The organism is Carboxylicivirga longa (genome assembly GCF_050589825.1).
Taxonomy (GTDB): Bacteria; Bacteroidota; Bacteroidia; order Bacteroidales; family Marinilabiliaceae; genus Carboxylicivirga; species Carboxylicivirga longa.
Genome location: NZ_JBNGOZ010000014.1, coordinates 48309 through 60999 on the forward strand (window position 1 = coordinate 48309; position 12691 = coordinate 60999).

General features: G+C 43.8%; 11 protein-coding genes. 8 read left to right on the forward strand and 3 right to left on the reverse strand.

Going from position 1 to position 12691, the window contains the following annotated elements:
• Positions 1-111: 111 nt before the first annotated feature.
• Complete coding sequence (locus ACRD7A_RS12890) at positions 112-1236, reverse strand: 4-phosphoerythronate dehydrogenase (protein WP_430811494.1); 1125 nt, start codon at positions 1234-1236, stop codon at positions 112-114.
• 324 nt (positions 1237-1560) lie between these two features.
• On the opposite strand from ACRD7A_RS12890, the gene ACRD7A_RS12895 reads away from it, so the two are divergent.
• Positions 1561-3582, forward strand: a complete 2022-nt coding sequence (locus ACRD7A_RS12895) for a transketolase family protein (RefSeq protein WP_430811495.1) — start codon at positions 1561-1563, stop codon at positions 3580-3582.
• A 79-nt stretch (positions 3583-3661) separates the two neighbouring features.
• On the opposite strand, the gene ACRD7A_RS12900 is transcribed toward ACRD7A_RS12895, so the two are convergent.
• A complete protein-coding gene (locus ACRD7A_RS12900) occupies positions 3662-4792 on the reverse strand; it encodes a DUF6051 family protein (protein WP_430811496.1) in 1131 nt (376 codons plus the stop codon).
• A gap of 201 nt (positions 4793-4993) precedes the next feature.
• Between ACRD7A_RS12900 and ACRD7A_RS12905 the strand changes: the two genes are divergently transcribed.
• The 7 genes from ACRD7A_RS12905 (at position 4994) to ACRD7A_RS12935 (ending at position 11851) form a co-directional block, all read left to right on the forward strand.
• Positions 4994-5944 carry a LytR/AlgR family response regulator transcription factor gene (locus tag ACRD7A_RS12905; protein ID WP_430811497.1) on the forward strand — a complete coding sequence of 317 codons (951 nt, stop codon included), beginning with the start codon at positions 4994-4996 and terminating at the stop codon, positions 5942-5944.
• Between the two features lie 109 nt (positions 5945-6053).
• Positions 6054-6926 carry a metal ABC transporter solute-binding protein, Zn/Mn family gene (locus ACRD7A_RS12910; RefSeq protein ID WP_430811498.1) on the forward strand — a complete coding sequence of 291 codons (873 nt, stop codon included), beginning with the start codon at positions 6054-6056 and terminating at the stop codon, positions 6924-6926.
• A gap of 7 nt (positions 6927-6933) precedes the next feature.
• Entirely contained in the window at positions 6934-7674 is a 741-nt protein-coding gene (locus tag ACRD7A_RS12915) for a metal ABC transporter ATP-binding protein (protein ID WP_430811499.1), read from the forward strand.
• Complete coding sequence (locus ACRD7A_RS12920; RefSeq protein ID WP_430811500.1) at positions 7667-8476, forward strand: metal ABC transporter permease; 810 nt, start codon at positions 7667-7669, stop codon at positions 8474-8476. Before ACRD7A_RS12915 ends, ACRD7A_RS12920 begins: the two co-directional genes overlap by 8 nt.
• Before the next feature lie 98 nt (positions 8477-8574).
• The gene (locus ACRD7A_RS12925; protein WP_430811501.1) at positions 8575-9420 is read left to right on the forward strand and encodes an SPFH domain-containing protein; all 846 of its coding nucleotides are present in this window, start codon (positions 8575-8577) and stop codon (positions 9418-9420) included.
• A gap of 218 nt (positions 9421-9638) precedes the next feature.
• The gene (locus ACRD7A_RS12930; protein ID WP_430811502.1) at positions 9639-11111 is read left to right on the forward strand and encodes a DUF5687 family protein; all 1473 of its coding nucleotides are present in this window, start codon (positions 9639-9641) and stop codon (positions 11109-11111) included.
• A 20-nt stretch (positions 11112-11131) separates the two neighbouring features.
• The gene (locus ACRD7A_RS12935) at positions 11132-11851 is read left to right on the forward strand and encodes an ATP-binding cassette domain-containing protein (RefSeq protein WP_430811503.1); all 720 of its coding nucleotides are present in this window, start codon (positions 11132-11134) and stop codon (positions 11849-11851) included.
• Between the two features lie 41 nt (positions 11852-11892).
• Here the strand turns inward: ACRD7A_RS12935 and ACRD7A_RS12940 are convergent, their stop codons facing one another.
• Entirely contained in the window at positions 11893-12615 is a 723-nt protein-coding gene (locus ACRD7A_RS12940) for a biotin--[acetyl-CoA-carboxylase] ligase (RefSeq protein ID WP_430811504.1), read from the reverse strand.
• Between the last annotated feature and the right edge of the window lie 76 nt (positions 12616-12691).

The following is a 12691-nucleotide window of genomic DNA, read 5'->3' on the forward strand; positions in this document are numbered from 1 at the left end:
AAGATAAATCATATACGCATCTAATGCACGCCTCAGCTTTTCTTTTGATAAACAACTGTTTGACCTCAATAAACAGCTTCTTTTAAGGTGCCGGATCAGACTGATGGCAGCCTAATAATTGGTAAAGCCCAGTGCTTTCAGCTTCGTTATAAGCGCTGTATCGCGTATGGCAGCAGGCAAGGTGTAGGCATGAAACTCACGCCGTACAGGATAGCTACCGCGTAGATTCTCAAAGTCTTCCGGTTGATTTCGTAGATTTGCATCGTCATTTCTTAAGGGATAAGTGTGTAAAATAGCACGGGCAATCTGTTCTTCTTCCCTTTCCTCACCTTCATGCAACGGCACTATTTCCTGTTCGGGAGCAGGTAAATTTCCGGGCTCCCAATTGTCCCTGCCCAAATGAAAGAATCGACTAAGCGCCTGCACGCTGAGTGCTGTCCCACGGGCTTTGCCATCCTGCGAGTAACCGGCGATATGGGGCGTTGCAACCCACACCAGTTCTAGCAAAGTAGGATCAATATTGGGTTCATTCTCCCACACATCAAGCACAGCAGCACCAATCTCATTTTTTTGAAGCGCTGCCTTCAGCGCTGTTCCATCAATCACTTCACCCCGTGAGGAATTAATGAGTACGGCATTCTGTTTCATTTTGCTAAGCAAGTGCTTATCGCACAGATGATAGGTTTTATCTTTTCCCTCAGATATCAGCGGAGTATGGAAGGTTATAATATCAGCCTTACTAACCACTGCTTCCAGTGCATGAAAATGACGGCTACCCTCAGCCCTTGCGCGCGGTGGGTCCACCTCATAAACCTGCATGCCTATGGCTTTGGCCATAGCACTGACTTTACGTCCAACATTGCCAACTCCAACCACCACCATGGTTTTACCCTGCAGCTGCCAGCATTTTTCGCTAACCAACAAAGCCAACACAGCCCCAATGTACTGCTTCACCGATCCGGCATTACAGCCGGGCGCATTGGTCCAGGCTATATTGTGCTGTGCGCACCAGTCGGCATCAATATGATCGTAACCAATGGTAGCCGATGCGATCAGCTGTACCTTGGTACCCTCCAGCAAGTGCCTGTTACATAATGTTCGCGTGCGTGTGATCAGTGCATCGGCATCTTTTAACAGAGCCTTACTTATTTCGCCCCCCGGTGCATAAACCACCTCGGCCAAGGGTTCCAGCACCCCTTTTAAAAACGGAATTTTATTATCGGCAACAATCTTCATTGGCTCGGCTTACGCTTATAGTGAGGTATCAAAAGTAGTAATTCCATTCGTTTCTGTTATACGCCGCTGTAATAAAGACGATGTATTACATAGACCTTAATAAATAGCAAATCAGAGAAAAACATTAAAAGTCATGCACAATTAAATTTAACCTCTGTGGAAAAAAATGTATTTTTGCCGAAGTTTTAAAAAAAGCTTTTGCCATGGTATAAGTGCTAGATCATCACACATTGGCAAAATCCTGTTTGGCAGTCCGTTTGACCAGGCTACCAAATATATTTCATGCAGAGAAACTGTATGGTCAAAAAAAAATTAAAATACATAATGGACAAGAACATTTCAAAGCTGGCAGCCGATAACATTCGGATTTTATCAGCCGCAATGGTTGAGAAAGCAAAATCAGGTCACCCCGGCGGTGCCATGGGAGGTGCAGATTTTATGCACGTATTGTTTTCAGAGTACCTGAATTACGACCCAAGCGACCGCACCTGGTTTAACCGCGATCGTTTTTTCCTTGACCCGGGTCACATGTCACCCATGTTATATGCCGGATTAGCCCTAACAGGCACTTACAGCATGGATGAATTGGCAAACTTCCGTCAGTGGGGCAGCCCGACACCGGGTCACCCTGAAGTAGATTTTCAGCGGGGCGTAGAGAATACCTCAGGCCCGCTTGGCCAGGGCCATGTGATGGCGGTTGGTGCTGCCATTGCCGAGCGCTTCCTGGTGGCACGCTTTGGTGAGTGGATGAGCCATAAGACCTACACTTTCATTTCCGATGGTGGTATCCAGGAGGAGATATCACAAGGTGCAGGACGTATCGCGGGGCATCTGGGTCTAAGCAACCTAGTAATGTTCTATGATTCCAATGATATTCAGCTATCGACGGTAACCGATGACGTTACCATTGAAGATACCGCTAAAAAATACGAAGCCTGGGGATGGGCAACCATGACCATTGATGGTAACGACCACGAGCAGATTCGTAAGGCACTTGATACCGCCAATGCTGAAACAGAAAAGCCCTTCCTGATTATTGGTAAAACTATTATGGGCAAAGGAGCTGTTGCTGAAAATGGTGCATCCTTTGAAAAGAAAGTATCAACACACGGACAACCTCTGAGTGCAGCCGGTGCTTCTTTTGCCGATACTCTGAAAAACCTGGGTGGTGACGTAGAGAATCCTTTCCAGGTATTTACTGAAGTAGTCGAATTATATGCTGAAGCGAATAAGAAAAAGGCGGCTTATGTAGCTGATAAAAAAGCTGAGGAAGCTGAGTGGGCCCAGGCAAATCCCGAATTAGCAGCGAAGCTTACTCAATTTATCAGCGGCGAAACCAACATCGACTATGCTGCTATTGAGCAAAAAGCAGGAGGTGCAACACGTGCCGCTTCTGCTACTGTATTAGGCGTGTTGGCCGAGCAGGTGGAGAATATGATTGTAATGTCGGCCGACCTGGCCAACTCCGATAAAACAGATGGTTTCCTTAAGAAGACAAGTGTCTTTAAGAAAGGGGATTTCTCGGGCGCTTTCCTTCAGATAGGAGTTGCAGAATTGACCATGGGTGCCATTGCCAACGGTATGGCCCTTCACGGTGGCGTTATTGCTGCCTGTGGTACTTTCTTTGTTTTCTCTGATTACATGAAACCGGCAGCACGTATGGCTGCCCTGATGCAGCTTCCTGTTAAATATGTATGGACACACGATGCTTTCCGTGTGGGTGAAGATGGACCTACTCATCAGCCTGTTGAGCAGGAAGCGCAAATTCGCTTACTGGAAAAATTAAAGAACCATAAGGGTGATAATAGTATGTTGGTATTGCGTCCGGCTGACGTAAACGAAGGTACTGTGGCCTGGAAAATGGCGATGGAGAATACCAAAACACCTACGGCTTTAATCCTGTCCCGTCAGAATGTTGCCAACTTGCCGAATAGCTCGTACGACATGGCGTTGCAAGCCGAAAAAGGCGCCTATATTGTTGAGAAAGATGCAGACACGCCCGACGTGGTATTGCTCGCCTCCGGCTCTGAAGTTTCTACTTTGGTGGATGGTGCTAAGCTTTTACGCGAACAAAAAGGCTTGAAGGTGAATGTGGTATCGGTTATCTCTGAAGGTCTGTTCCGTAAGCAGGATAAGGCATATCAAGCAAGTATATTGCCAGACTCAACACCACGTTTTGGCCTGACTGCCGGATTGCCTGTCACGCTTGAAGGTCTCGTTGGGGAGAAAGGAACCGTTTGGGGCCTTGATCATTTTGGCTATTCAGCACCTTATACCGTGCTGGATGAGAAATTTGGTTTTACAGGCGAAAATGTATTCAAGCAAGTAACTGAATTACTGGGCTAATAAAGCCTGAAGCAAAAATAAAAAAGGGTGGTGGTTACGTTTAACCATCACCCTTTTTTTCAGGTCAACCTCATTCTCATTAAGTTGTAAAAAGCAGAGAAGCGCGAAGCATTAATCTATCGAAAGCTTCGTTGACCTGATTAACCAATTTATTTGAAGTAATCGGGAATGGCATTATGTGGCTATAGTCATAATTAAAATGCCACTCATCCACCTGCATTCCCTTCAAGGCATTTTTTACTTTATCAGCAAGGGCAACTGAATCCTGCTTTAGTACCACAGCATTCACTCTGTCGCGCAAACCGGAATAATAGCCAAGGCCACGTTTGCGCAAATTCTTAACCGACAGCAAGTTCACAAAAGACTGTCCCATAGCCGTCTCGTTAAATATGGGTCGTAAAATCTGGCTGCTGAATGCGGCTCCTTCCTTATAATAACGCTGTAAACATTCAAAGGCTTTACTATCCATAATGTACTTTGATGTGCCCTGCCAGTCCTCGAAGGCACATCCGCCGCAAAAAATAAATAGCTTACTCTGAGCCAGCAAATCATCATGATGCGCCAGAAACATAACCTGCGCCAGAAAAGAACCAATGGAATAGGCAAAAAAGTCAACTTTTGCATCTCCTTTTATCAAAGGATGATTGCCCTGTCGTATATATTTCACCAGATCTAACACATCGTTGGCTGCCTGATAGCCCGACAATAAGAAGCGTTCGGGATGATCGCTAAGCCGCTCACTCAATGCTACGTTGACTACGCTCAACTGCTTAACATCAGGTGCTTGTGTTTTGCGTAGCCGCACATAATCGGCCATCTCACGGGGGTCGCCCCAATTCTTTGGCGATCGGTTAATATGATGTGCAATGGGGAAAAGAATAACCGTTTTGTTGGTATAGTTGGCCAGTTGATAGCCCCAGGGGAGGTATTTGTCCCAGCTGCGTTCATTTAAGCCATGCAACAAAATGATACACCCGTCCGATGTTTTTTCTTTGTTGGGATGAAATATGGGATATGAAAAATGATTGTTGGCAGCGTCATTGCTCCCTTCAATATCAAAAGCCGAGGCACCTGCCAGGCTGTTCGGCATAGCATATTGCGAATGAAACTCGTGCGAACAATAACCAAAAGCACTTTCACCGGAAGCATGTGTGGGTGCTTCCGATGAAAAGTGTGCCTTCAGTGTTTGATATAGAAAAAAATAATTCATGGAGTTTCAGTAACATTGTTTTTGTCGTGCTGTGCTTTAATTAAGTAGGATAACTATCCAAATATCGTGGCCGCATCCTTTTGTTGAGCTTAACACTGATGCAAACCAAGCCAAGAAAATTTAAGACTGCAATTTTATGTGATTTCCACGGGTTTACAGGGCTTAAAATCCTTATGATGGGGTGAATCTCTTTAATAAGTGGTGAAATATCAGGTCAAAAAATGCCATCATGCACCTGAAAAAGCCGAAACAGGAAAAGGAAATCCAAACTTTTTATCGCATCTTTATGCGACCATGGACTTTAGTAAATCATTACCGACATATCTGCTGAAGAAGCAAAATATTATTCGTCTCATATTGTTTACGGCGGCCTTTGCCTTGGTGTTTATTAACCTGTATGAACCTTTCGATGTTAGAAAGTGGATTACCTCCTATAATATTTCTGAGTTAGAGTTCTTCTTTTATTCAAGCCTGATAATACTTACAGGAGTATTGGTAGTGGTACTCAGCCGTGTCATTATGTATCACATGGCCAAGCATGGCAACACCATATCCCTTGGTCGTTATCTGATATGGATTGGCGTGGAGATCATCAGTATGTCGCTCTTTTACACCCTTTATGAGATACTGATACTGGATGACCCCCGATCCTTTACTGATGCTTTTAAAATATCGATACAAAACACGGCCCTAGTGCTATTAATACCTTATACGGTAACCTGGCTTTACTTTGCATGGATCGATAATAAGGAGAAGCTTGAAGCCATGGAAGAAGGGAAGAGTGACAAGAAGGATCCGGCTGGCATGGTTGTTTTTAAGGATGAAAAAGGAACTATGCGCCTTACTATTAAACTGGAAGATCTATTGTACCTACAGGGCGCTGATAATTATGTGACCATCCATTACTCGGATCATCAGAGCCACGAAAAATTTCTGTTGCGCAATACGCTAAAGCAGCTGGAATCAGCGCTGAAACCAATGGATGTAATTCGTTGCCATCGCTCTTACATGGTTAACTTTCAAAAGGTTAAACTAATTGAGCGAAGCAAAGAAGGGCTTAAGATAAAACTAAATACCCAGCCGCTTGTTAAAATACCGGTGTCGAAAACCTATACTGAATCCATCTTTGAGCTATTCAGTCAAAGTAATTAAGACTAATTTATCCTTTTTGTCGTCTCGCTATTGTATGCTAAGTTGGGTTCAGGTAATTTTGCGCCATCGTAAAATATATAAACTAATAGCCATGCGCCTTAGAACAAACATGAAATACTTAATAATAGTGGCACTGTGCGGCCTTATGCTGACTGCCTGTGCTCACCAAAAGGGAGATGAAGAAAATCCTGTTGTCACAGTGAGTATTGCTCCACAGAAATATTTTATACAACGTCTGATCGGTGATTCGCTAAGCATTAATGTGATGATTCCCCAAGGTTCGGATCATGCTAGTTATGCGCCCTCAGCAGCGCAGATAAAGAAGCTAAGCCGTTCGCTGGCCTACATACAAATGGGGCATCTGGGATTTGAAGCTACCTGGGCAAAAAAACTGGGTGGTGCCAATGAGCAGATGCGTTGGTATGACTTATCCGAAGGCATCGATATGATACAGGGCGAACATGATCATCATGGGCACGATGAGGGCCACGTGTGTACCGGTGGTATTGATCCGCATACCTGGACATCGCCCCGTGAAGTGAAACAGATCATCAAAAATCTGCGTAACTACCTCACCGAACTGTTTCCGCAACACCGGGAACTGATTAATACCAATTACGAAACCTTTTACAACGAGTTGGATGCTTTGGATGAACGCTTGAGTCAACTAGCAGATGAGCAAGGACACCTCTCCTTTATGATCTTTCATCCTGCCTACACCTATCTTGCGCGCGCCTATGGGTTCGAGCAGATGACCATTGAGCACGATGGTAAAACACCGAGTCCGGCACGTCTTAAAAACACCATTGCAGCCGCGCGTAAAAAAAGTATTAAAACCATTTACATACAACAGGAGTTTGACCAGGCCAACGCCAAGGTTATCGCAGAAGAGATAGGAGCTGAAGTAGTGCAGGTAAATCCTTTGTCTGCCAACTGGAAAAAGGAAATGGAACATTTTATCAGCCGCTTGGAACAGCAATAGAAGCCCTATGAAACCACTTATTGAGCTCCGTAATATCAAAGCTAGCTACGATCGCCATCCAGTGTTGCAGGATGTGAACCTCTCCATAGCGGAGCGCGACTTTGTGGGTATCATTGGACCTAATGGGGGCGGAAAAACCACACTTCTCAAAGTTATGCTGGATCTGTTGCCTCCTATAGCGGGAACAGTTACACGATCAAAGGAGCTGCGCATCGGTTACTTGCCGCAGGTGAATAATATCGATAAGCAGTTTCCTATCACAATTAAGGATGTGATTTTGTCGGGGCGATATGCACAAAGCAAGTGGTGGCATAAGACCAGTCGGCAACAAATTAACAAGCTCAATGAACTCCTAGAATTTATAGGCCTTAAAGGGCAGCATAACACACCCATTGGGGAATTATCGGGGGGACAAATGCAACGGGTCTTCCTGTGCCGTGCATTAATAAGCGATCCAAATCTGCTTATTCTTGATGAGCCCAATACCTATGTGGATAAAACCTTTGAAGCCAGCTTGTATAATCTGTTGGGAGAATTGAACGATAAGATGGCCATCGTACTCGTATCGCATGATGTGGGCACCATTTCGTCGGTAGTCAAAACCATTGCCTGCGTTAATGGTGGGTTGCATTACCATGCTTCTAATAAAATTACCAACGAAGTACTTCAATCCTACAACTGCCCCATTGAACTGGTGACACACGGCCAAGTGCCCCACCGGGTTTTAAAACATCACGATCATGAGTGAACTCATTGAACTACTCTCCTTCCGCTTTTTTACCAACGCCCTGTGGGCTGCGCTGCTATCGTCATTGGTGGCTGGTATTGTTGGCAGCTACATAGTGGCACGGCGCAATGTGTTTATCAGTGGAGGAATAACACACGCCTCCTTTGGGGGCATGGGCATTGCCTATTACCTGGGGTTATCACCCTTTTTAGGAGCCGGTATCTTCGCTGTGTTGGCTGCCCTGGGAATTGAGTGGAGCAGCAAGAGGGGCGGTATTCGCGAGGACAGCTCCATTGCCATATTATGGTCTTTGGGCATGGCCATCGGTATCTTATTTGTGTTCCTCACGCCCGGTTACACACCTAATCTCATGGGCTTCTTATTTGGTGATATACTAACGGTTCAAAATGCAGATTTGTGGTTTCTTCTGGCCATTGCCGTTCTTTGCCTGTTGCTGGTTATCTTCTTTTATCCGGTTATTCTGTCCATTGCTTTTGATGGTGAATTTGCCAAGGTGTCCGGCTTGCCCGTGCAAAGCATCAAATACATCAGTGCCGTTATTGTGGCCATTGCCATCGTCCTTTCCATAAAGGTGATGGGTATCATCCTGGTGTTATCCTTATTTACCCTGCCGGCTGCGGCAGCCAACCTGTTTGCTAAAAGCCTTGATAAGGTTATGGTAGGTGCCGCACTTATCGGAATTACAGGGAGTGTCAGCGGCTTATTTATCGCCTACTACCTGGATCTGCCATCGGGTGCCACCATAATTTTTACACTTACCATCATCTTTGTTCTTCTCAAAATCATTAAGGCTCTCAGGTAATGTAGATTAAAGTACTGTGAGAGGTTTAATTTCTTGAATTCTTTCTTGATTATAAGAGATTTATTGTGTAGCATTGTGGCGCCCTAAAATCTGGATTAATGAAAAAAGAACAAACCACCCGCCCACTCAGTGGTTACATGATGCTGCTGGTATTTATCGTGCTTTTGACTGCTACCATTACTACCATCGCTCTACGTGAGCTTTATCTTTTATTTATTGCCATACCTTTTATTCTACTGCTACTGCCCGGATTTTTTGTGGTCAATCCCAATACCTCCAAAGTGCTGGTTCTGTTTGGTGCTTACAAGGGAACAGTGAAGGGTAATGGCTTTTTCTGGGCCAACCCCTTCCTTAGCAAACAAGCCATATCTCTTCGAGCTCGCAACTTCGACAGCGACAGGGTGAAGGTGAACGATCAGATAGGTAATCCGATACTTATCAATGTTATTTTGGTTTGGAAAGTTAAAGACACCTATAAGGCTGCATTTGAAGTAGATCATTACGAGGAGTTTGTGCGGGTACAGACCGATGCTGCCGTGCGTAAGCTGGCCGGCTCCTACCCTTACGATAATTTTGACGACGAGCAGGCCGAGGTAACCTTGCGATCGGGCATGCATGAAGTTAACGAAGCCCTTGAAGCAGAGATAACCGAACGCCTGGCCATTGCCGGCATTGAAGTAACCGAGGCACGTATTGGCTATTTGGCTTATGCGCCGGAAATTGCCAGCTCCATGCTCAAACGCCAGCAGGCAGTGGCCATTGTAGCGGCCCGTAAAAAGATTGTGGAGGGCGCCGTGGGCATGGTGGAAGATGCCCTGAAGCAACTGAGCGATGATAATATAGTAAGCTTTGACGAGCCCCGTAAAGCAGCCATGGTGAGTAACCTGATGGTGGTGTTGTGCGGCGATAAGGAGGCAACACCCGTGATCAATACCGGGTCGTAAGGCTTATTATTACTGAAGCAAAGAACATGAAGCTTTAAAGAGCTTATTTATTTCTATCTTTGGTTCAGTGGGTTACGCATTTGTTAACTTTAAAAAAGTGCACGCAGAATTAGACTCTGGATATTTAGAGTAGAATTTCGGACTTGCCTACCAATATTTTTTAACAAGAAATATTAATAAGAAGGCCGAGTAAAATACAGTCTGACTAAATGCATACAATGAAAAACTTCACATTCCTTTCCCATCAATGGAAGTCGGCTACCCGCTCGGCATCCGTCTCTAAAAGTATAGGCATTCAGGTTCTTATGGGTTTCGTATTTTTTATACTATTCCTTGAATTGCTGGCTGGAGGCTATTACCTGGGTACTGCGCTGGCAAAAAAATCAGACCAAGCTATAGCTGAGCTTACGCGCTATGGCTTTTATTTCTTTCTGGCCATTCTATTAAGTAGGTATATGCTACAAAAACTACCCACTTTTATGGTACGGCCTTATCTTACTTTACCGATTAAAAGAAGTAAGCTGGTCAATTTTGTACTTACCAAACCACTGTTTAACAGTCTTAATATTCTGCCCATTAGCTTTGTGCTCGCCATTACATTAGGATTGCATCAGCATCTCAATGCTTCTACTTTTTGGATAATAGTAGCCTGCGCAATGGTTTGTGACTTATTAGCCAACTACTTATCAATATACATTAAAAGGGTTAAGATAAAGCACGAATATGTGTTTTACGTTTTCTTGGCAACGCTTGCTGCACTCTTCCTGATGGATAAATTTGACATTGTTGATTTACAGTTTATTTCCTCATCTGTATTTATGCAAGTCATCCATCATCCTTTGTGGCTAATCGCCGGCCTTACATTGATTATTATTACCTACTACCTCAATTACCAACTGCTGTATAATCACTTTTCTTTAGAAGAATTTGGAAAGACTGAATCCAACCAACGAGGCAGTCTTGAAAACTTCAGTTACTTAAATCGCTTCGGAAAAATTGGGGCGTTTGTGCTGCTCGAACTTAAAATGTGCGTTAGAAATAAACGAACAAGAACCATGCTGTTTGTGTCGCCATTATTCTTGCTATACGGTTTGTTTTTCTACACCAATCCAACTTACCTCGAGACGACAGGATTCCTTATTTTTGTTGGCATCTTCATCTCCGGTGGCTTTATGATGAGCTTTGGATTGTACTTTTTTGCATGGGAGTCAAGCCATTTCGATTTAATACTAACGGCCAACAATACTTTTAAGGATTACCTTAAGGCCAAATACTTCCTGATGCTCTCAACCAGCGTAATCATATTCCTTTTATCGGTTTTTTACATCTATTTTGGGGTAGAGATACTAATGATTAACAGCGCTTGTTTTTTGTTTAATATAGGCATTAACAGCCTGCTATTGCTCTATTTTGCCACCAACAATAACCAATACATGGATCTTTCCAAAGGGTCGGCATTTAACTACCAGGGTGTCGGCGCAAGGCATTTCTTTTTAATGATTCCCTTGTTAGTGCTACCCATCCTAATCTACCTGCCCTTTGGCCTGACGGATCAAGGTAACATAGGCTTCACGGTGATAGCAGGTCTTGGTGTATTGGGTATACTCCTACGCGAAAAAATGTTGGATTTGATTACGCAGCGCTTTATGAGTAAGCGATACAAGATGTCAGAAGGATTTAGAAATAAGTAGTTATAGAATAATATCTCATTATGATTCACATAGATAATTTAGGAAAAGCTTACAACCGGGTTAAGGTATTAGATATAGAGCAGTTGATAATTCCACAAGGTCAATCCTTTGGTTTAGTGGGTAATAATGGTGCCGGAAAAACCACCTTATTCCGCCTGGTTTTGGATTTGATTAAGGCCGACAGAGGCCGGGTGTTGAGTAAAGATATTGAGGTTAATAAAGACAGCCAGTGGAAACAGTACACCGGCTCATTTTTGGATGAAGGCTTCTTAATTGACTTCCTAAAACCCGAAGAGTATTTCAAGTTCATAGCCGATATTAACGGGGTTACACAAGAAGAGCTGGAAGGCTTTTACAATGACTTTGCCGATTTTTTTGGCAACGAAATCCTGAATAAGAACAAATACATACGCGACTTCTCAAAGGGTAACCAGAAGAAGATTGGTGTTTTTGGTGCCATCATCAGTCAACCGGAAGTCTTAATCCTGGACGAACCCTTTGCCAACCTGGATCCTTCCTCACAGTTTCGCCTTAAGACTTTACTAAAGGCTCTTCATAAAAAAAACAACTTAACCATGCTCATTTCCAGTCACGACTTAAGTCATATTGCAGAGGTCAGCGAACGTATTGTTATTTTAGAAAAGGGCTTGGTAGTGAAAGATTTGCTGACTTCCGCAAATACTTTGGATGAATTGCAGGGCTATTTTGCCAATGAAATTTCTGTTGAGATGAAGCGTTAGAGCAGTGGATTCAATACATCGTAACCCCGCACTTTTCGCCGTTAAAGCACAAAGTTCACCTCTTTAAATGCATATTCGCGCTTAGTGCCTTGGGTGTCTACCAGTGTCATGAGTCCCATTTCGTTGATCGAGTCAATTCGAGCTTCGAAAGTTCCATTATCATCTTTATAAGCATGAAAGCCCTCTCCACGGTATAAAGCTTTGGTGTAATCCTGATTGACCAATTCTAAACGGTTGGTTTCCAGTTGATGATAACGATATTCAATGTTATCGAGCAAGTGCTCGAGTACCGTTTCGAGCTTGAAAGACTTGTTTGTTAGTTGTTTTAAGGATACCGGGTTAGGCGCATCGCTGACAAATTGTTCCTGGTTTACATTTAGACCAATGCCTACTATACAATAGTCGAGTCGGCTTCCCACAATGGAGTTCTCGATTAAAATGCCACATACTTTTTTATCCCCTACATATATGTCGTTGGGCCATTTGATGCTGGCATCTAATTGGGCTGTCTGTCTAATGGTATCAACCAGTGCCAGCGACACTGCTTTTGAAATGTAAAACTGCAAGTGAGGAGCCAGAAAGTTGGGACGTAACAAAATGCTGAAAGTGAGATTTTGATGGGCTGCACTTTCCCAGCTGTTTCCTGCCTGTCCTTTTCCGGCTGTTTGATGATGGGTAATAACAAGGCTGTACTCGGCCATTTTCTTTGTACCTAGCAAACGTTTTAGTTCTGAATTGGTAGAGGCTAGTTGGGGATAGCTCATGAAATGGGGCGTTGAATATGTCATCATTACAGTTTATCGTGAAATTATGGCAGACCAATGGGTGCTTATTCTATTT

Excerpts from the sequence above, each read along its gene's own strand:
- ACRD7A_RS12935 (WP_430811503.1), top strand. The coding sequence starts at position 11,132 with ATGATTCACATAGATAATTTAGGAAAAGCTTACAACCGGGTTAAGGTA.
- ACRD7A_RS12930 (WP_430811502.1), top strand. The coding sequence starts at position 9,639 with ATGAAAAACTTCACATTCCTTTCCCATCAATGGAAGTCGGCTACCCGC.
- ACRD7A_RS12940 (WP_430811504.1), bottom strand. The coding sequence starts at position 12,615 with ATGAGCTATCCCCAACTAGCCTCTACCAATTCAGAACTAAAACGTTTG.
- ACRD7A_RS12900 (WP_430811496.1), bottom strand. The coding sequence starts at position 4,792 with ATGAATTATTTTTTTCTATATCAAACACTGAAGGCACACTTTTCATCG.
- ACRD7A_RS12925 (WP_430811501.1), top strand. The coding sequence starts at position 8,575 with ATGAAAAAAGAACAAACCACCCGCCCACTCAGTGGTTACATGATGCTG.
- ACRD7A_RS12920 (WP_430811500.1), top strand. The coding sequence starts at position 7,667 with ATGAGTGAACTCATTGAACTACTCTCCTTCCGCTTTTTTACCAACGCC.
- ACRD7A_RS12890 (WP_430811494.1), bottom strand. The coding sequence starts at position 1,236 with ATGAAGATTGTTGCCGATAATAAAATTCCGTTTTTAAAAGGGGTGCTG.
- ACRD7A_RS12915 (WP_430811499.1), top strand. The coding sequence starts at position 6,934 with ATGAAACCACTTATTGAGCTCCGTAATATCAAAGCTAGCTACGATCGC.
- ACRD7A_RS12910 (WP_430811498.1), top strand. The coding sequence starts at position 6,054 with ATGAAATACTTAATAATAGTGGCACTGTGCGGCCTTATGCTGACTGCC.
- ACRD7A_RS12895 (WP_430811495.1), top strand. The coding sequence starts at position 1,561 with ATGGACAAGAACATTTCAAAGCTGGCAGCCGATAACATTCGGATTTTA.